The organism is Collinsella sp. AM15-2, from assembly GCF_003471985.1.
Taxonomy (GTDB): Bacteria; Actinomycetota; Coriobacteriia; order Coriobacteriales; family Coriobacteriaceae; genus Collinsella.
Genome location: NZ_QRKO01000021.1, coordinates 22,994 through 40,648, shown reverse-complemented (window position 1 = coordinate 40,648; position 17,655 = coordinate 22,994). Strand labels below are relative to the sequence as shown.

Below are 17,655 nucleotides of genomic sequence, written 5' to 3'. Positions count from 1 at the left end.
GGGGAGGCATACTTTGTTTTGAGAAGTTCGCGAAGCCCACTTCTCAAAACAAAGTATGCCTCCCCGGCCCTCGTCCGTGAACTCTTCCGCTGGGCGAGCCATAGACGCCGCGTACCGATAGGGTGAGGTGGCGGCTTGAAATTGGTGCTATATTCAGCTTGAGTTGTTAAATGTTAGTAGGAGAGGCTGATATGGGGCTGTTCAAGAAGAAAAACCCGCAGGATGCCTTTGATCCCGATGTGTTTACCATCACGGATACGATTTTGGACCCGCCGCGGTTTACGTTTTTGCCGGCTATCTACCAGGATGCCACGCGTCGCAAGTGGGCCGTACATCAGCGCGGCGGCGAGCCGAAGATTTTTGCCTATGCGGACGTGTTGCAGTGCGAAGTGGCCGAGGCGGGCGATCCGGAGGCCGATGAAGCGGTCTCTAAACAGGAATTTGCCCAGCGTATTCTGGCAAATCCCGCTAAGGCGGCAAAAATGAACGCAGCCAAGCGTAATATGTGTCTTGGTATGGGCGTTGTTGTGGCGGTTCAGACGGGAAAAGACGAGGTTTCCAAACTAGAGATTCCCGTTATGACCGATGAAGTCAAACGCGATTCAAGCCTGTATAAGTCGTATCGGAATGTCGCCGAGAAGATCAAGGCCGAATTTGATGCCATGGGTGGTCTGGCCTAATTTTGGCGACATACGTTTCTGAACGAGGAGTCTGTGCAATGGCAGGCGAATCTTATGCAATTCCCCCCAAAGATCGTGCTGTTGAGGGGATTCTTTGGTATATCCAGCACCATCAGCTTGCCGGCGGCGATCGCCTGCCGGCCGAGCGCGTGCTGTGCGAAGAGATTGGCGTTTCGCGTACGGCGTTGCGCGCCGGTATCACGCGGCTCATCTCGTGTGGAACGCTCGAGAGCCGTCGCGGATCGGGTACGTATGTGTGTCCTCCCAAACCGCTCAATATCTTTCAGGAAACGTATAACTTCTCCGATGCTGTGCGGACTGCCGGCCTGCACCCCTCTTCTCGTCTGGTTTCCACCGGGGCCATCGAGGCGGATGAGGCACTTGCCGACAAGCTTGGGGTTGCTGTAGGCGCTCCTTTGCTCCGCATGCAGCGTGTTCGACTTATTGAGGGCGAGCCGGCGTCAATTGAGACGGCTCACGTTAACCTGTCCCTGTGCCCCTCGCTTCCCGATCACGATTTTGAGTGTGAGAGCCTTTACGATGTCTTGCTCAAAGAAGGCGGCGTGCGCGTTGAGCATGGACGTGAGCATATCTCCATCTCGCGTTTGAACGCCGAAGAGGCCGAGTTGCTCCAGCAAGAAGAGGGAACGCCGGTGTTCTATGAGAGCACGATAGAATTTGATAAGGACATGCGTTTTGTGGAGCATTGCAAATCGGTGATTTTGCCCACAAAGTTCCGCTTTGCCGATAACGGCGAGAAGAACGGCATGAGGAGCGTGGCAGGTGAACAATGGCTGAAACAGTAGATGCCACCCCGGTTTATATGCGCATTCGACGCCGCATCGAGGAGCGTATCGAGCGCGGTATATATCCCACGGGTTCCATGATTCCGTCCGAAAAAGACCTCGCCGAGGAATTTGGTACGACGCGCTTGACCATCCGAAGCGCTGTCGATGAGCTGGTTCGGCGTGGGCAGATTCGACGCGTCCGCGGAAAGGGCGCGTTTGTGGCACAGAAAGTGCCCGTTGCCTACGAGCGAACGGGAGGCTTTCGCGAATCAGTTCGTGCTTCGGGCGGCGAGCCGTCCGTCCGCATCCTCGCGCGTTCCAAGCGTTATGCGGGTCCATATTATGCCAACCTGTTTGGCATTGCCGAGGACGATTTACTGTATTCGATTCGGCGTTTGAACTGCGTCAACGGCGATCCCGTATCGATTGAGATGGCGTTCATCCCGTGCCTGCTGTTTCCCACAATCGAAGATATTGACGTGTCGGTCTTCAGTTTGTACGAGACCTATGAGATGTTGGGCCGAAAGCCGGTCATGGCACAGGAAAAGCTCGATATCGAAGCGCTGGGCGCGCGAGATGCCGGCCTGCTTGGACTGGAGCAGGGCGATCTTGCCTTGACGCTTGAGTGCGTGAGCTTCGATGCGAGCGGCCAGGCGATCGAGTACGTCAAGTCGTTTAACCGCGGTGATGCGGGTGGATATACCTATACGTACTAGCTGGTTTTTTGCATAACGGGCTGAAAAGCTGACGGAATTTTGATTTGTTGAGCAGACTGCATATACGACCTTACATGGCTCAAAATCGACCGTTCGCCGATGGGGATAAATTAATCGACAAAGAGGTATCAAAAAGCCGTAACCTGTAACTGTGATTGGTATCAAATACTAATGATTTGTAACGAGGTGAGACGATGAAGATGCTCGATTACGTTCAGCTTGCCCATGTGCGTATGGGAGAGAGCCTCGAGCGTTCGTCTGAGCTGGTAGCGCAGCTCGTTGATATTTTCCAGTCCGGTTCTTTTAACGCGCTGCGCATCGTTGCTTCGGGTTCGTCGCGCCATGCCGCCGATTGCGCCCGCGATTACCTGCAAGATGCCCTGCAAATGCAGGTGTCCGTTGTGACGCCCGAGGCCTTCGTCGATTTTGAACATACCTATCCGCAGCATGCGCTCAACATTGCCGTTTCGCAGAGCGGCTATTCGACCAATACGATCGCGGCGCTCGATTACATGCGCGCACACGATATGGCTGCAGTTGCGCTCACGGCAAACGTCGAGGCACCCATCAAGGAGCACGCTGACATCGTTCTTGACTACGGTGTGGGTGTCGAGTCGGTGGACTTTGTGACTCTGGGCGTCGAGGTTCTCGTTGAGTACCTGGTGCTCTTTGGTATTTACTGTGGTCAGGCGCGCGGAACGATTGACGCCAAGGGCGTTGCCCAGCGTCTTGACGACCTGCGCGAGGCTATCCAGGCCAATGCCGTGATGTGCAAGATCGCCGAGGCGTATGTCCAAGACCACATGCTCGAGCTTTCTGAGCACATGCCCGCCATGGTCGTCGGCAACGGCCCCAACTATGGCGTTGCCGAAGAAGCGGCCCTCAAGCTGAGCGAGACCATCAAGATCCCTGCCATGCATCACGAGGGCGAGGAGTTCGTCCACGGTCCCGAGATGCAGATAACCCCAGGCTACCTGGTGTTTATCGTCGACGATCCGCAAGGGTCGGAGCGTCTTGCGAATATCGCCGATGCGCTATCGAACGTTACGACAAAAACGGTGCTGCTCACGGCCCATCCCAGGGGTAGGGCTCACGAGGTTGCGGTGCCTCAGGTGGCTCCGCTGCTCAGCGCAATTCCCAATCTTGTGTTCTTCCAGACGATTGCGGCCATAATCGCCGAGTGTCTGAAGTCATGGGACGTGCACCCGTATCTCGATGCCGTCTCCAAACAGATGGAGGTCAAGGCAGAGGGCTACGAAGAGTCAGTCAATGCGCTTAAGGCCAAAGCGGCCGAGTGTTACGGAATGTAAGCGGGCTTTGATGCCCGTTGGCATGGGGGATGTAGAGACAACCCCAGAAAGGAGAAGCAAATGAAGGAAACCGAGAAGATCGAGATCATGCATTTCGACCAGGAGGGCTACCTCGAGGACGGCAAGGCGCTCTACGAGACCGGCAAGAAGATGACCGCACTCGCCGACAAGGTCGCCGACGAGGGCTACGACGCCGTGTTCCTGATGGGCGTCGGCGGCACCTGGGACGAGCTCATGCAGCTCGAGTACCTCATGAACAAGTTCGGCGACCGCGACCTCGAGGTCTACCTGATCCACGCCGCCGAGTGGAACGTCATGGGCCACAAGCGCATGACCGAGAAGTCCGTCGTGCTCACCGCCTCCGAGTCCGGCACCACCCCCGAGGTCCTCGAGGCCGTCAAGAAGATGAAGGAAAAGGGCATTCGTGTCTACGCCATGACCAAGCCCGAGGGCCCCATCGGCCAGGCTGTCGGCGCCGAGAACTGCGTCAAGATGGCTTCCGATCATGGTAACGGCGGCTGCGAGATGGGCTACTACCTCGCCGACTGCTTCGGCCTGCGCCTGCTCAACCGCCTCGGCTGCTTCCCGCAGTTCGACAAGTTTATTGAGCAGACCAAGGATGTTTGGACCCACCTGGTCGACATCCGCAAGAGCTTCGAGCCGCGCGCCGAGGAGCTCGCCAAGAAGTACGCCCTGGCCCCCTACACCATGTTCATCGGCTCCGGCGCCCTGTGGGGCGAGACCATCCTGTTCTCGATGTGCATCCTCGAGGAGATGCAGTGGAAGCGCACCCGCTACATCACCTCGGCCGACTTCTTCCACGGCACCCTCGAGCTCGTGGAGCCCGGCGTCCCCGTGTTCCTGTTCATGGGCGAGGACGAGAACCGCAAGCTCGACGAGCGCGTCCGCGCGTTCCTGACCCGCGGCGTGACCGGCGACACCGACATCAACATCATCGATACCGCCGAGTTCGCGATCCCCGGCCTTGACGACGAGTTCCGCGTCATCGTGTCTCCGTGGATTCTCTCCTCGCTGATCACCGACCGCCTGGCTCGCTACTACGAGACGGTCACCAAGCACAACCTCAACTACCGTCGTTACTATCACCAGTTCGACTACTAATAGTTAACCACTCATTTAAGAAGCACCCTGCCCGGGCGCATGCGTCCGGGCATTTTTATGCCGAAATTCGCAAGAAAGGGGAATCGAATGAGGCAGTTTATCGTGGCGTCCCATGCTCACTTCGCGTCTGGAATCGTCGAGAGCATCGGCCTGCTCTCCGGCGAGCGCGAAAACGTCCATGCGCTGTCTATGTATGTCGACGGAAACGAGGACCTGGTCAAGGAGGCCGCAGCGATTCTGGACGGCTTTGCCGCGGACGATGAGGTCGTAGTTTGCACCGACCTCTTTGGCGGCAGCGTCAACAACGAGTTCACCAAGATCGTCCAGACGCGCCCCAACACGCACCTGGTGACCAATATGAACCTGCCACTCCTTATTCAGCTGCTGTTCGTGCCCGACTCCACCCCGATCGATGAGGCCATTCGCCAGATCGTCGAGGCGGACGACACTAAGGTCAAGTACGTCAACGACCTGCTGGGGCAGGCCGAACTCGATGAGTTTTAATCGTTAGGAGCACATCATGATTCAGATGATTCGCGTGGACTATCGACTGCTTCACGGCCAGGTTGCCGTTAGCTGGACCTCGGCTCTGGGTGCCGACTGCATCCTGTTGGTGAGCGACACGGTCCTCAATGACAAGCTTCGCCTGCAGGCCCTTTCCCTTGCAAAGCCTGAGGGATGCAAGGTCGTCGTCAAAAACACCGAGGATGCCGTCAAGGCGCTTCAGAGCGGTGTGACCGACAAGTACAAGCTCTTCGTGGTTTGCGAGACGATTCAGCAGGCCGGTGCCGTCGCCAAGGCGATGGGCGTCAAGAAGATCAACCTCGGCAATGTTGCCTTTAGCGAGGATGCCCGCCAGGTCTCGACGAGCGTATTTCTCACGCCCGAAAACGAGGCATACGTCAAAGAGCTGCTCGGCGAGGGCTACGAGCTGTTCATTCAGATGATTCCGGCAGATGCGAAGACTGACGCCGCGAAGGTCATCGGTTAGGGGCCGTCATGGTTATCAAGACAATCCTGATTTTCCTGATCGCCCTTTTGGGTTATTCCGAGTGGCTGACCGGTACGAGTTACCTTCAGCGTCCCATTGTGCTCGGACCGTTGGTCGGCCTTGTCATGGGCGATGTGGTGACCGGCACCATCATGGGCGCCACGATGGAGCTTGCCATGGTCGGCGCCATCTCGGTCGGTGCGTATAACCCGCCCGATACGATTTCCGGCACTATCCTGGGCGTATCGCTTGCCATGCAGGCCGGTGCGGACGCTTCGGCGGCCCTGACCCTGGGCATTCCCATCGCAACGATCGTCCTGGCGCTCGATACCGCCCTGGGCCAGCCGGTGATGCTGCTGCTGGTGCACCGTATCGACAAAAACGTCGAGGACGGAGACACCAAGGCCATCACGCGCAACATGCTTATCGCGGGTTATGCGCAGAGCTGGTGCGGCCTGCTGATTATTCCCCTGGCATTCTTCTTTGGCGCCGATGCCGTCGCCAGCCTGCTCAACATCATCCCCGATTTCGTTCAGACCGGCATGGATGTCGCCGCCGCCTTCTTGCCCGCACTCGGCTTTGCGATGCTGGCGCAGATGATTATGAACAAAACAGTGGCTCCGTTCTTCTTCGCTGGCTTCTTCCTCGTCGCCTACTTTGGCATTAGCACGACGGGCGTGGCGATTTTTGCCGCGATCATCGTCGTCGCGATGACGGTTTTGGGTGACAAGAAAAAGGCGGAGCAGCCCGCAGTGGCAACCGAGGATCCTGCGATTGGGAGTGGGTTCGATGAGTTTTAAGTTTGAGTCTTCTTTCGACGGGCTGATTTCCCGCGCAGACCTTAAGAAACTGTTCTGGCGCTCGATTCCCTATGAGCATTCCTGGAACTACGAGCGTATGGGCCATATCGGCTTTATGTGGGCCCTTATGCCGATCCTGCGCAAGCTGTATCCGCAGGATGCGGACTTTAAGGCCGCCCTTAAGCGCCATATGGAGCTCTATAACGTCACGCCGTACATCTCGACGCTCCCCATGTCCATTGCTGCCGCAATGGAAGAGGTCAACGCTACTGACGATAGCTTTGACACGAGCGCGATCTCTAATGTCAAGCTTGCTTTGATGGGACCGCTGTCCGGCGTGGGCGATGCCTTCTACTGGGGCACACTGCGAATTTTGGCAACGGGTGTCGGCACGTCGCTGGCGCTGCAGGGCTCTATTCTTGGCCCGATTTTGTTCCTGCTCGTGTTCAACGTCCCTCACTACATCATCCGTTACCTGCTGACGTTTGTGGGATATCGCTTTGGCTCGGACATGATCAGCAAGGTCCAGGAATCGGGCATTATGGACACGATCGTCAAGATGGCCTCTATCATGGGCGCCATGGTGATCGGAGCTATGACCATGGAGATGGTCACCGTGGACATTCCGCTCATGGTCGGCGCGGGCGATGGCGCTCAGACGCTCGCCGAGCTGCTCAATGGAATCTTCCCGGGCTTTGTCACGATGGGGCTGTTTGGAATCGTCTATCTCATGCTCAAGAAGAAGATGAATCCGCTGCTCATCATGCTCGTGATCCTACTCGTGAGTATCGCCGGCGCGTTCTTTGGAGTGCTTGGTGTTCAGTAGGGCATCCGTCATAATTAAAACAATGTAAGAGGGGGCGTCGCGCACACTGTGCTGCGGCGCCCTTTTGCCGAAAGGTGGACAGGATGGAGTATCCACAGCTTGCCGTCATGAATATCAGCCATCGCTATTTTGACCTTGAGGAATTCTTTTCCTCGGCAGCGGCCTCGGGCTACACGTGTTGCGAGCTTTGGACCGGGGCGATGCATCTGTATGTCGATTGCCATGGATACGATTCGCTCGAGCAGGTGCGGGAGCTGTCGCAGCGGTATGGAGTTCGGATTGTGGGACTTTGTCCCGAGCAGAACAACCCCAAGCCGTGGAATATCGCGGCGCGTGGGAATGAGGCGCGTGCCCGCACGTTCGCGTACTTTAAGAACGTTGTGGATATCGCGGCAGAACTTGGAGCCGAGCAGGTCATGGTCTCGAGCGGCTGGGCATTTTTGAACGAGCCGATCGAGGACGCGTGGGGTCGCAGCGCCTCGATGCTGCGTGCGATTGCCGAGCATGCGGGAGAACGCGGCGTGCGACTGGTGCTCGAAGCCCTACAGCCGGTTGAGTCGATGATCGTGAACTCGGCGGCCGATACGAAGCACATGATCGAGGCAGTTGATCATCCGGCACTTAAGGCATGTCTGGATATGGGCGCCATGGCGGTGGCGGGGGATACCATCGACGATTACTTCGATCTGCTTGGCGATGATGTCGCCCACGTGCATTTTGTCGATGTTGCGGCAGATGGCACGACGCATCTTGCCTGGGGTGACGGCGACCGCGATATGCGCGCTGACCTGGATAGGCTGGTGGCGCGCGGCTATCGCGGAGTTGTTTCGGCCGAGACCTATGACGGGCGCTATTTTGCCGACCCCGCAGCTGCCGATGCGCAGGTAATGGCAGAGTATCGTCGTGCGATTGGCGCCTAGGTGGGGTTGGGCTGCGGCAATCTGCCCCATGTTTCCAAATGAATACGGCGTGAGCTGCTGCGACGGATTTCCCCCGCAAGCACTCTAGTATGCTAAAGTACCCAGAAGACCGGCGGAGCTATGCCGGTCTTCTGTTCTATACGAAGCACAGCATGAGGAGGCTCACCAGATGACGGCCACACCGTGGGGATTCCGGGACATATTGCCCGAGGAGGCTCAGGCGCGCGAGGAGATCGCATGTACGGTGAAGGGCTGCTTTAGGGAGCATCATTATCTGCCGGTTGAAACGCCGCTGCTCGAGGATAAGGGTTCGCTCGAGGAAGGTGGCCGCATTGCGGACACGCCGTTTAAACTCTTTGACGATGACGGGCGTTTGCTGGTGGTTCGTCCCGACAACACGTTGCCGATCGTGCGCTTGGTTTCGACCCGCATGCGCGCGGCCGATCTGCCGCTGCGCCTGCGCTACGAGGCGCCGGTGGTTCGCGAGTGCCAGCGCAATGCCGGCGGCTCGCGTCAGTTTACGCAGCTGGGCTTTGAGCTCATCGGCGCGGGCGACGCCGCGGGCGATGTCGAGATTGTCTCGCTGGTAGCCGAGGCCGTGCGCAAACTGGCGTTGCCCGATGCGCGCATTATCGCGGGCAGCGTGCGTCCTTTTAAGGAGCTGCTCGCGGCGTGCGAGAATCGCGAGCTGGCTGCCGAGGCCCTGCGCTGCGTGCACGCCAATGACTTTGTGGGCCTCGATGCCCGCGTGGCGGCAAGCGCTGAGTCCGAGGCCGTCAAGGCCGCCATTAGCGAGCTGCCGCGCTTGCACGGCGGCGCCGAGGTGCTTGACCGTGTGGACGCGCTGCTGGAAGCTGCCGGTATCGCCGCGCCGCTGACGCGCGAGCTGCGTGCCCTGGTCGAGGGTCTGGCACCCGAGGACGCCCAGGTGCTGTCCTTCGACTTCTCCATCATGAACTCGTTTGATTACTACACGGGCCTGGTCTTTAAGGCCTATGCCGGCGGCCTGCCCGATCCTGTTGGTTCGGGTGGACGCTACGACTCCATCTTTACCGGCGCATTTGGCGACGGCATCGAGGTGCCGGCGGCGGGCTTCGCCTTTTCGCTCGAGCGCCTGGAGGCCGCGCGTACCTCGGCCGAGGACGCTGCTTCGGACGGCGATCATGCCGCGGGCCGTGGCGCCGAGGGCCCGCTGCGCATCGCCGTGCCCAAGGGCTCGCTTAAGGCCGACACGCTCGACGTGCTCGAGGCCGCGGGCCTGGACGTTTCCGAGCTGCGCGATCCCGGCCGCCACCTGATCGTGCGCGGCCGCGACACGCGTGCTGGCGAGGGTGCGGTCGGCGATATCGAGTTTGTCATCGTGCGACCCAGCGACGCGCCCGCCTTTGTGGGCTGCGGCGGTGCCGACTGCGGCATCTGCGGTTGGGACTCGCTTATCGAGGCCGACCTCAACCTGCTGCAGCTGGTCGATCTGGGCTACGGCCTGTGCACCTTTATCGAGGCGGAGCCCGCGTGGCGCGCCGGCCAGGCCGAGCGCAACTATGCCCGCCGCGGGTCGCTTCGCGTGGCCACCAAGTACCCGCGCATCGCGAGCGCCTGGTATGCCGAGCGCGGCGTGAACGTCGATATCGTTTCGCTGCACGGTAACATCGAGCTGGGCCCCATCGTCGGCATGACCGATCGCATCGTGGATATTACCGCGACGGGCGCCACCCTGCGCGACAACGACTTGGTCATCACCGGCCGCATTATGGACTGCACGGCCCGCTTCTTCGTCAATCCGGGTGCCGCGCGCCTGGATCCGCGCGTGCGCAACTTGGCCGATCGCTTGGCAGCTGCTGTTAAGGACAAGCATTTTGAGCCCGTCGCGGGCTCGGCACAATAGCGCGAGCGCGCACGGGCGCCCCCATATCCGGGCTGCGGACCGATTGGTGCCGCTGCCCGGCATCTCGTTTTTCAAACGCAACCTCGACCGATAGGGGATACCGATATGAAGACCATCAAACTTGCTCCCGGCGAGCGTCTCGTTACCAAGCAGCTCAACCGCAAGGGCGTGCTGCCGCAAAACATCGTCGACGCCGCCCGCGATATCGTGGCCAACGTGCGCGCCAACGGCGATGCTGCGGTGCGCGATTACTGCCAGCGTTTTGACGGTGTCGAGCTGCAGAGCTTTCGTCTGCCGCAAGAGCAGATTGACGCCGCGCTCGAGGGCCTCGATCCTGCCTTTGTCGCCGCGCTCGAGAAGGCCGCGCGCCAGATTCGCGAGTTTCACCAGCGCGAGGTCGAGCAGAGCTGGTTTACCACGCGCCCGGACGGCACGATGCTCGGCGTCAAAGTGACCCCGCTCGCCGCGGCCGGCATCTACGTGCCGGGCGGTCGCGCGCAGTATCCCTCCACCGTGCTCATGAACGCCATTCCCGCCAAGGTGGCCGGCGTCAAGCGCGTGGTCATGGTGACGCCGCCGCAAAAGGACGGCCTGATCAGCCCTTATACGCTCGCCGCGGCCAAGCTCGGCGGCGTAGACGAGATCTATATGGTGGGCGGCGCCCAGGCCGTGGCCGCGCTGGCGTACGGCACCGAGACCATTCCGCGCGTCGACAAGATCACCGGCCCGGGCAACGCCTTTGTCGCTGCGGCCAAGCAGATTGTCTCGGGCGACGTGGGTATCGACATGGTCGCCGGCCCCTCCGAGGTCTGCGTGCTGGCCGATGCCACGGCCAAGCCCATGGTGGTTGCTGCCGACCTGATGGCGCAGGCCGAGCACGATCCGCTGGCTGCCTGCTACCTGGTGACCTGCGACGAGCAGTTTGCGCGCGAGGTCGAGGCGGGCATCGATATTCTAGTGGCGCAGTCGCCGCGCGCCGAGATCACGCGCGCCTCGCTCGATAACGAGGGCACTATCGTAGTGGCCGCCGACATGGCCGCTGCCGTCGAGGCCGTGAACACCGTGGCGCCCGAGCACCTTGAGCTGCACTGCAAGGATGCGATGGGCCTGCTCGGCGGCATTCGCAACGCCGGCGCCATCTTTGTGGGCGCCTGGAGCTCCGAGCCGCTCGGCGATTACGTCGCCGGCCCCAACCACACGCTGCCGACCGGCGGCACCGCCATGTTCTCTAACCCGCTTTCGGTCGAAGAGTTCGTCAAGCGCTCGAGCGTCATTTGCTATACACCCGAGGGCTTGCTCTCCGACGCTCCCGCAACACAGCGCCTGGCCGAGGCCGAGGGTCTGTGGGCGCACGCGCTTTCGGCTGCGCTGCGCCGCCGCATGTTGGAGCAGGGCGAAGATGCCGTGAGCGCCGAGTCGCTGACGGCGGCCGACATGACTAAGGTTGCCTGGCCAGGCGACGCCGTGGCGACGGTTGCCGAGGGCGTGGACCTGGCGGCGGCTGCGGGCGGTGCTGTTGGCGCGGTCGTCGAGGAGGCCTAATATGGCCGAGCTGACGCCCCGCATGAAGGAGCTCGTCCAGCCCTACTTGGCCGGTATCGAGCCCTACGATCCCAACTTTACGCCTACGCGCATCAACCTTTCGGCCAACGAGAACACCTATCCCGTGCCGGCCGGCGTGCGCGAGGCGGTCGACGCGGCCCTGGTTGCCACGCCGCTCAACCGCTATCCCGATCCCATGTCGAACGACCTGCGCGACGAGCTTGCTGCCTGGCATGGCGTGACGCGCGAGAACATCTGCGTGGGAAACGGCGGCGACGAGCTGCTCTATAACTATCTGCTGGCGTTTGGCGGCGCGGGGAGAACCCTGCTCAACTGCCCGCCGTGCTTTAGCGAGTATGCCTTCTTTGCGTCTCTGTGCCAGACCGAGGTGCGTGACGTGTGGCGCGACCCGGCGAGCTTTGAGCTCGACCAGGCAGCCGTGCTTGCGGCGGCGCCCGAGTGCAGCCTGGCGATCGTGACCTCGCCCAACAATCCCACGGGCGACGTGGCGCCGCTCGACTTTGTCGCGGCCCTGTGCGATGCGTGTCCCGGCATGGTCATGGTCGACGAGGCCTACGTTGAGTTTGCCGACGATTCGTTTGGCGCGGCCACCACGGCGCAAGGCCTTATCGCCGAGCATCCCAACCTGGTGATTCTGCACACGCTGTCCAAGGCGTTTGGCGCCGCCGGTACGCGCTTGGGCTACGTGATCGCGGCGCCCGAGGTTATCGAGGTGTTCGCGGCGATTCGCCAGATTTATTCGGTCAACGTGCTGAGCCAGGCGGCGGCACTTGCCTGCGTGCGTGCCCGCAACGCGTACGCGCCCGTGGTGGCACAGGTCGCATCTGAGCGCGAGCGCGAGCTGTGCGCCCTGCGCGCGATGGCTGCCGAGGGTCTGCCCGTGGAGGCGTGGCCGAGCGCGGCCAACTTTGTGCTCGTGCGCACGCCGCATGCCACGCGCGGGCGCGAGCGTCTGCGCGATGAGTATTCGATTTTGGTGCGCGATTTTAGCTATGCGCCGGGGCTCGCGGACTGTCTTCGCATTACCGTGGGTACCCCGCAGGAAAACGATGAGGTGCTGGCTGCGTTTGCCGCGCTGGTGAAGGAGGAGATGTAGATGGGCCGTTATGCCGAAGTAACCCGTAAGACGGGGGAGACCGATATTGTCGTCAAGCTCGACTTGGATGGAAGCGGCGTGTGCGATATCTCGACCGGAGTGCCGTTTTTCGACCACATGCTCAACGCCTTTGGTCGTCATGGCCTGTTCGATTTGACGGTGCACGCGGTGGGCGATGTGGAGGTCGACGCACACCACACCGTCGAGGACACGGGCATTGTGCTGGGCGAGGCATTCTGCCAAGCGCTGGGTGACAAGGCGGGCATTACGCGCTTTGCCGATGCGGCGATCGCCATGGACGAGACGCTCGTGATGGCCGCCGTGGACATTTCGGGTCGCGGGCAGGCCTACTGCGAGCTGCCCGTGCCGACTGAGCGCGTGGGCAGTTTCGATACCGAGCTGACCGTAGAGTTCTTCTACGCCTTTGCGCGCGACGCCAAGCTCACGCTGCATGTGCGCGAGCTGGCGGGCGGCAACTCACATCACATTATCGAGGCCGCCTTTAAGGCCGTGGGCCGCACGATGCGCCACGCCTGCGAGCTCGATCCCCGCGTGCAGGGCATCCCCAGCACCAAGGGCTCGCTGTAACCGTCACAAGGGTAAAACCACCACGAAGATGCCTGTCCTCTTCGTGGTGGTTTTGGATGATGAGAAGTGGAGGGGTCGCGTGGGCGAACCGAAGATCGTGGTGGTCGACTACCACAAGGGTAACTTGTCGAGCGTCGTGCGCGGGCTTGCGCGCGCCGGTGCCGCCGCCTGCACGTCGGACGATCCGGAGCAGATCCGCAACGCGGACGGCCTGGTCATCCCGGGCGTGGGCGCGTTCTATGACGCGATCGCCTTTATGCGTCAGAGCGGCGAGGCGGACGCGGTGCTCGATGCCGTTGCCGCCGGAACTCCGCTGCTCGGCATCTGCCTGGGCCTTCAGCTGTTTTTTGAGCGCGGCAACGAGGGCGTGCCTGCGGACGAGGGCGTGGTCGCCGACGGTAACGCCCCCGAGCAGGCTGACGGCCCCTGGGTCGATGGCCTGGGCATCATGCGCGGTTCGTGTACGCGCCTGGAGTCGAGTCGCCTGAAGGTGCCGCACGTGGGCTGGGACCAGGTGCACATGACGCCCGCCGGTGCGGCCGATCCGCTGCTTGCCGGTTTTGCCGAGGGCGCCAACATGTACTTCACCCACAGCTACGCGGTGGCCGACGACGCCGATGCCGCCGATGTGCTGGCGCGCGCACACTATACGCGGAGCTTCCCATGCATTGTGCACCATGGCAACGTGTGGGGCTGCCAGTTCCATCCCGAGAAATCCTCCGCGCTGGGTCAGCGCATCCTTAAGAACTTCGTCAACATCGTCGAGGAGTTTGGCCGATGATCCTGTTTCCCGCAATCGATCTGATCGACGGCAAGGTCGTGCGCCTGGAGCGCGGCGACCGTAGCCGCTGCAAGGTATATTCCGACGACCCCATGGCCGTTGCCCGCTCGTTTGCCGAGCAGGGCGCAAGCTGGGTGCACGTCGTCGACCTGTCCGCCGCCTTTGGCGAGGACGAGGACGCGTGCGCTGCCAACTCGGCGGCGATTAAGGCTATCTGCGGCGTCGACGGCCTGTCCGTGGACGTGGGCGGCGGCGTCCGCTCGCTCGCGCGCATCGACGAGCTGGCTGGCTTCGGGGCACGCCGTATCGCACTGGGCACCGTACTGGTGACCGAGCCGGGTTTTGCCGAGGTGGCGGCCCAAGGCTTTGGCGAGCTGCTGGTGGCAGATATTGCCGCCCGTGACGGCCAGGTTAAGGTGAACGGCTGGCGCGACGGCGTGGGCGTGGCGCTCGACGATGCCGTGGCGCAGCTTTCCGAGCTGGGCTTTAAGCATCTGGTGTATACCGATATCGCGCGTGATGGCATGCAGACGGGCATCGATGTGGCGGTGTATCGCCATGTGGCCGAGGTCGCGGGCTTTCCCGTCGTGGCTTCGGGTGGCATCTCGACGCTCGATGACATCCGCGCGCTGGCCGCGGTGGGTGAGGGCGCGATTGAAGGCGCTATTACCGGCCGTGCACTCTACGAAGGCAACTTTACGCTGGCCCAGGCGCTGGTCGCCGCCCGAGGGGAGGAGTAGCCCATGCTTACCAAACGCGTAATTCCCTGCCTAGACGTCAAGGACGGCCGTGTGGTCAAGGGCGTCAACTTTGTGAGTCTGCGCGATGCGGGCGATCCGGTGGAGCTGGCACGTGCCTACGACCGCGAGGGTGCGGACGAGGTTGTTTTCCTGGACATTACCGCCACGAGTGACAACCGCGCGACGACTATCGAGATGGCGGCGCACGCGGCCGAGGAGCTCGCCATTCCCTATACCGTGGGCGGCGGCTTTCGCGACCTGGCGGGCATGCGCACCATGGTTGCAGCCGGTGCCGACAAGGTGTCGCTCAACTCGGCGGCCGTACGCGACCCGTCGCTGATTAGCCAGGCTGCCGCGGCGTTTGGCAGCCAGGCCGTGGTCGTGGCGATTGATGCCAAGCGCGTGGGGCTGCCCGGGGAGCCGGGCGCCGATAAGTGGGAGGTCTTTACGGCGGGCGGCCGCAACGCTACGGGTATCGACGCGGTGGCGTGGGCCGAGGAGGCGGTTCGTCGTGGCGCCGGCGAAATCCTACTGACCAGCATGGATCGCGACGGCACCAAGGCCGGCTTTGACCTGGCGCTCACCCGTGCTGTGGCCCGCGCGGTACCGATTCCCGTCATCGCGAGCGGTGGCGTGGGCACGCTCGAGCATTTTGCCGAGGGTGTGATCGAGGGCGAGGCCGATGCTGTGCTGGCGGCGAGCGTCTTTCACTTTGGAACCTTCAGCATTCGCCAGGTGAAGGAGTATATGGCGTCGCAGGGTATCCCTGTGAGGTTGGACTTCTAGTGCTGCGGCTTGCCCAGGCACCGCATCTTGCCGTTCAAACCGTCGCTCGCGTACCAAAGTACGCGTCGCTCCTCTTTCGCGGCAACCTGCGGCGCCTGGACAGCCCTCGCCGACCTGTGGGGTTTCGTTTATGACTTGGGAGAAATGATGACTGAGGTAGTAGAAGCTGCTGATCTTAAATATGACGCCAACGGGCTGATTCCTTGTGTGGTTCAGCAATATGACACCGGCGAGGTGCTTATGGTTGCTTGGATGAACGAGGAGTCGGTGGGGCTTACGCTTAAGACCGGCACCACGTGGTTTTGGAGCCGCAGCCGCCAGGAGCTCTGGAGCAAGGGCGCGACGAGCGGCAACATGCAGGAGGTCCGCGAGCTCTGGGCCGACTGCGATAACGATACGCTGCTGGTCAAGGTCGACTCGCCCGGCCCGGCCTGCCATACCGGCAACCGTACCTGCTTCTTTAAGCGCGTGGAAGGGGGAGCGCGATGAAGGTCGTGACGCCGTTCGAAGTTGCCGACTGCAACGCCGAGCTCCTCCGCGCGGGCGTGCCGTGCCGCGTGCACCTGACCGATGCCTGCGGGGCGCAGTCGCTTTGGCTCGAGGCCGAGAAGGAAAGGCTCGATGAGGCCCATGCCGTTATCGTCGAGTTCTTTGAGAAAAAGGGCGCAAAGCCTCGGTTCGATGAGACCGGTACCTACTTTACGCTGCAGTAACGAGAGGAAATAACCATGGGAGTCAGAACAGCTAACGTGCAGCCGGGAAACATCGGCGAGACGCTGACGGGACTGGCCGAGGTGATTCACGGTCGTCGTGACGCATCGCCGCAGGAGAGCTATACCGCCCGCCTGCTGACCGACGTCGAGGACGAGCTGCTCAAGAAGCTTGCCGAGGAGGCGAGTGAGGTGATCATGGCCTGCAAGGATAACGATCACGATCACATCCGCTACGAGGCCGGCGACCTGATCTACCACCTACTCGTGACGCTCGAGCGCTACGGCATCACCCTCGACGAACTGGCCGGCGAGCTCAACGCCCGCCGCCACTAGTCGTTTAAGAACGTCCCTAACGGCTAGTCTTAGGCGAGGGGCGTGGATTCCCATTCGCCGGTGGGGTGGGGGATATCGAAGGTTCGGTAGCCGCAGTCGTAGGCGTGGGTCTGGGCCTCGCGGATATTCCAGCAGATGTCGCAGGCGCGGTGTGCGTCCGAGCCAAAAGTAATCGGCACCTCGGCGTGGGCGAAGCAACGCAAAAGCCCCGTCGAGGGGTAATAGTCGTCGAGGCCCTTGCGCGGCGCGGCGGTCGAGACCTCGACACGGCGACCAGTGTCGTGAGCGCACTCGGCCATCTGCCCCCAAAACGGAGCGGGGTCAAAGTCGGGTGCAAAGCCTTCCTTCGAAAAGCGCATGACCAGGTCGGGGTGGGCCATCACGTCAAAGTTGAGTGAGCTTTCGCAGGCGCGGCACCAGTCGTCGACGTAGCGCCCCCATACGCCGCGCACGCCCTGGTTTTCCCAAACATGCAGGTTGGTATCGTCGTCGATCCAGCCGCAGCGTGAGTCGGGCGTATCGGGGCGCGCGACGTCCTCTGTCCCTGCCGTGCCCGCAGCGCCGGCCATGATATCGCCCGGATCGCCAATCCAGTGCACACTGCCCAAGCGCACTACGGCACCAGCGGACCAGCGCTCCACCAAGGGCTCGCAACCCTCGTACCAATCGCATTCAAAACCGTAGATAAAGGCGAGCTCCGGCGCGATTTGCGCGGCGAGCTTGCGGGCGTCCTCAAATGCCAGGCGATGCGCCGTCAGGTCGCCCTCGACAACTTGCACTTCGCAGTTGGCGTCCATGCTGGCGGGCAGGGTGAGGTGGTCAGTCGAGACCATGACGCGGCAGCCTGCCGCAGCAGCGGCACGGACGTTGTCCTCAAACGAGGCATGGCCATCCGAAAACGAAGTATGGGTGTGGCAATCGACCAGAGGGCAGGCGGGCATGGCGACTCCTTTGCATTTGGTGAATCCGCTCCATTGTAACGGCGCGGCCCCCGATGAGACGAGCGCACCGGGGGCC

21 protein-coding genes are annotated in these 17,655 nt (G+C 61.6%); 20 read left to right on the top strand and 1 reads right to left on the bottom strand.

Features of this window, described 5'->3' with window-relative positions:
- The first annotated feature begins 191 nt into the window (after nucleotides 1-191).
- From DW171_RS08590 to hisE, 20 genes are all read left to right on the top strand, one after another.
- Nucleotides 192-680 (top strand): hypothetical protein, encoded by a 489-nt coding sequence (locus tag DW171_RS08590; protein WP_117638246.1) that lies wholly within the window; start codon nucleotides 192-194, stop codon nucleotides 678-680.
- Nucleotides 681-718: 38 nt separating this feature from the next.
- Nucleotides 719-1,486, top strand: coding sequence for a GntR family transcriptional regulator (locus DW171_RS08585; RefSeq protein WP_117638247.1), 768 nt, complete (start codon nucleotides 719-721; stop codon nucleotides 1,484-1,486).
- Nucleotides 1,471-2,184 (top strand): GntR family transcriptional regulator, encoded by a 714-nt coding sequence (locus DW171_RS08580; RefSeq protein ID WP_117638248.1) that lies wholly within the window; start codon nucleotides 1,471-1,473, stop codon nucleotides 2,182-2,184. Before DW171_RS08585 ends, DW171_RS08580 begins: the two co-directional genes overlap by 16 nt.
- Nucleotides 2,185-2,378: 194 nt before the next feature.
- On the top strand, nucleotides 2,379-3,494 hold the full coding sequence (locus DW171_RS08575) for an SIS domain-containing protein (protein WP_118270960.1): 1,116 nt from the start codon (nucleotides 2,379-2,381) through the stop codon (nucleotides 3,492-3,494).
- A gap of 60 nt (nucleotides 3,495-3,554) precedes the next feature.
- Entirely contained in the window at nucleotides 3,555-4,616 is a 1,062-nt protein-coding gene (locus tag DW171_RS08570) for an SIS domain-containing protein (protein ID WP_118270959.1), read from the top strand.
- Between the two features lie 87 nt (nucleotides 4,617-4,703).
- A complete protein-coding gene (locus tag DW171_RS08565) occupies nucleotides 4,704-5,120 on the top strand; it encodes a PTS sugar transporter subunit IIA (protein ID WP_117637123.1) in 417 nt (138 codons plus the stop codon).
- A 16-nt stretch (nucleotides 5,121-5,136) separates the two neighbouring features.
- Complete coding sequence (locus DW171_RS08560) at nucleotides 5,137-5,607, top strand: PTS sugar transporter subunit IIB (protein WP_099432278.1); 471 nt, start codon at nucleotides 5,137-5,139, stop codon at nucleotides 5,605-5,607.
- A gap of 8 nt (nucleotides 5,608-5,615) precedes the next feature.
- Nucleotides 5,616-6,407: a PTS sugar transporter subunit IIC gene (locus DW171_RS08555; protein WP_117757611.1), complete on the top strand. Its 792-nt coding sequence runs from the start codon at nucleotides 5,616-5,618 to the stop codon at nucleotides 6,405-6,407.
- Nucleotides 6,397-7,233: a PTS system mannose/fructose/sorbose family transporter subunit IID gene (locus tag DW171_RS08550; RefSeq protein WP_118270958.1), complete on the top strand. Its 837-nt coding sequence runs from the start codon at nucleotides 6,397-6,399 to the stop codon at nucleotides 7,231-7,233. Before DW171_RS08555 ends, DW171_RS08550 begins: the two co-directional genes overlap by 11 nt.
- An 83-nt stretch (nucleotides 7,234-7,316) precedes the next feature.
- The gene (locus DW171_RS08545) at nucleotides 7,317-8,153 is read left to right on the top strand and encodes a sugar phosphate isomerase/epimerase (RefSeq protein ID WP_118270957.1); all 837 of its coding nucleotides are present in this window, start codon (nucleotides 7,317-7,319) and stop codon (nucleotides 8,151-8,153) included.
- Between the two features lie 169 nt (nucleotides 8,154-8,322).
- The gene (gene hisG, locus DW171_RS08540) at nucleotides 8,323-10,038 is read left to right on the top strand and encodes an ATP phosphoribosyltransferase (RefSeq protein WP_118270956.1); all 1,716 of its coding nucleotides are present in this window, start codon (nucleotides 8,323-8,325) and stop codon (nucleotides 10,036-10,038) included.
- 105 nt (nucleotides 10,039-10,143) lie between these two features.
- Nucleotides 10,144-11,580, top strand: a complete 1,437-nt coding sequence (gene hisD, locus DW171_RS08535) for a histidinol dehydrogenase (RefSeq protein ID WP_118270955.1) — start codon at nucleotides 10,144-10,146, stop codon at nucleotides 11,578-11,580.
- A 1-nt stretch (nucleotide 11,581) separates the two neighbouring features.
- On the top strand, nucleotides 11,582-12,697 hold the full coding sequence (gene hisC, locus DW171_RS08530; protein WP_118270954.1) for a histidinol-phosphate transaminase: 1,116 nt from the start codon (nucleotides 11,582-11,584) through the stop codon (nucleotides 12,695-12,697).
- Nucleotides 12,698-13,285, top strand: coding sequence for an imidazoleglycerol-phosphate dehydratase HisB (hisB, locus tag DW171_RS08525; RefSeq protein WP_118270953.1), 588 nt, complete (start codon nucleotides 12,698-12,700; stop codon nucleotides 13,283-13,285).
- Nucleotides 13,286-13,364: 79 nt separating this feature from the next.
- A complete protein-coding gene (hisH, locus tag DW171_RS08520; protein WP_233539142.1) occupies nucleotides 13,365-14,066 on the top strand; it encodes an imidazole glycerol phosphate synthase subunit HisH in 702 nt (233 codons plus the stop codon).
- Nucleotides 14,063-14,806 (top strand): HisA/HisF-related TIM barrel protein, encoded by a 744-nt coding sequence (locus DW171_RS08515; RefSeq protein ID WP_118270951.1) that lies wholly within the window; start codon nucleotides 14,063-14,065, stop codon nucleotides 14,804-14,806. The genes hisH and DW171_RS08515 overlap by 4 nt, the downstream gene beginning before the upstream one ends.
- 3 nt (nucleotides 14,807-14,809) lie before the next feature.
- Nucleotides 14,810-15,592, top strand: a complete 783-nt coding sequence (gene hisF / locus DW171_RS08510; RefSeq protein WP_118270950.1) for an imidazole glycerol phosphate synthase subunit HisF — start codon at nucleotides 14,810-14,812, stop codon at nucleotides 15,590-15,592.
- A gap of 147 nt (nucleotides 15,593-15,739) precedes the next feature.
- The gene (gene hisI / locus DW171_RS08505) at nucleotides 15,740-16,081 is read left to right on the top strand and encodes a phosphoribosyl-AMP cyclohydrolase (RefSeq protein WP_118270949.1); all 342 of its coding nucleotides are present in this window, start codon (nucleotides 15,740-15,742) and stop codon (nucleotides 16,079-16,081) included.
- Nucleotides 16,078-16,305 carry a hypothetical protein gene (locus DW171_RS08500; RefSeq protein ID WP_118270948.1) on the top strand — a complete coding sequence of 76 codons (228 nt, stop codon included), beginning with the start codon at nucleotides 16,078-16,080 and terminating at the stop codon, nucleotides 16,303-16,305. The genes hisI and DW171_RS08500 overlap by 4 nt, the downstream gene beginning before the upstream one ends.
- Before the next feature lie 15 nt (nucleotides 16,306-16,320).
- The gene (hisE, locus tag DW171_RS08495; protein ID WP_117583614.1) at nucleotides 16,321-16,638 is read left to right on the top strand and encodes a phosphoribosyl-ATP diphosphatase; all 318 of its coding nucleotides are present in this window, start codon (nucleotides 16,321-16,323) and stop codon (nucleotides 16,636-16,638) included.
- Between the two features lie 29 nt (nucleotides 16,639-16,667).
- On the opposite strand, the gene DW171_RS08490 is transcribed toward hisE, so the two are convergent.
- Entirely contained in the window at nucleotides 16,668-17,579 is a 912-nt protein-coding gene (locus tag DW171_RS08490) for a PHP domain-containing protein (protein WP_118270947.1), read from the bottom strand.
- Nucleotides 17,580-17,655: the final 76 nt, after the last annotated feature.

Coding starts and splice junctions, on each gene's coding strand:
- DW171_RS08590 (WP_117638246.1), top strand. CDS start 192: ATGGGGCTGTTCAAGAAGAAAAACCCGCAGGATGCCTTTGATCCCGAT.
- DW171_RS08585 (WP_117638247.1), top strand. CDS start 719: ATGGCAGGCGAATCTTATGCAATTCCCCCCAAAGATCGTGCTGTTGAG.
- DW171_RS08580 (WP_117638248.1), top strand. CDS start 1,471: ATGGCTGAAACAGTAGATGCCACCCCGGTTTATATGCGCATTCGACGC.
- DW171_RS08575 (WP_118270960.1), top strand. CDS start 2,379: ATGAAGATGCTCGATTACGTTCAGCTTGCCCATGTGCGTATGGGAGAG.
- DW171_RS08570 (WP_118270959.1), top strand. CDS start 3,555: ATGAAGGAAACCGAGAAGATCGAGATCATGCATTTCGACCAGGAGGGC.
- DW171_RS08565 (WP_117637123.1), top strand. CDS start 4,704: ATGAGGCAGTTTATCGTGGCGTCCCATGCTCACTTCGCGTCTGGAATC.
- DW171_RS08560 (WP_099432278.1), top strand. CDS start 5,137: ATGATTCAGATGATTCGCGTGGACTATCGACTGCTTCACGGCCAGGTT.
- DW171_RS08555 (WP_117757611.1), top strand. CDS start 5,616: ATGGTTATCAAGACAATCCTGATTTTCCTGATCGCCCTTTTGGGTTAT.
- DW171_RS08550 (WP_118270958.1), top strand. CDS start 6,397: ATGAGTTTTAAGTTTGAGTCTTCTTTCGACGGGCTGATTTCCCGCGCA.
- DW171_RS08545 (WP_118270957.1), top strand. CDS start 7,317: ATGGAGTATCCACAGCTTGCCGTCATGAATATCAGCCATCGCTATTTT.
- hisG (WP_118270956.1), top strand. CDS start 8,323: ATGACGGCCACACCGTGGGGATTCCGGGACATATTGCCCGAGGAGGCT.
- hisD (WP_118270955.1), top strand. CDS start 10,144: ATGAAGACCATCAAACTTGCTCCCGGCGAGCGTCTCGTTACCAAGCAG.
- hisC (WP_118270954.1), top strand. CDS start 11,582: ATGGCCGAGCTGACGCCCCGCATGAAGGAGCTCGTCCAGCCCTACTTG.
- hisB (WP_118270953.1), top strand. CDS start 12,698: ATGGGCCGTTATGCCGAAGTAACCCGTAAGACGGGGGAGACCGATATT.
- DW171_RS08515 (WP_118270951.1), top strand. CDS start 14,063: ATGATCCTGTTTCCCGCAATCGATCTGATCGACGGCAAGGTCGTGCGC.
- hisF (WP_118270950.1), top strand. CDS start 14,810: ATGCTTACCAAACGCGTAATTCCCTGCCTAGACGTCAAGGACGGCCGT.
- hisI (WP_118270949.1), top strand. CDS start 15,740: ATGACTGAGGTAGTAGAAGCTGCTGATCTTAAATATGACGCCAACGGG.
- DW171_RS08500 (WP_118270948.1), top strand. CDS start 16,078: ATGAAGGTCGTGACGCCGTTCGAAGTTGCCGACTGCAACGCCGAGCTC.
- hisE (WP_117583614.1), top strand. CDS start 16,321: ATGGGAGTCAGAACAGCTAACGTGCAGCCGGGAAACATCGGCGAGACG.
- DW171_RS08490 (WP_118270947.1), bottom strand. CDS start 17,579: ATGCCCGCCTGCCCTCTGGTCGATTGCCACACCCATACTTCGTTTTCG.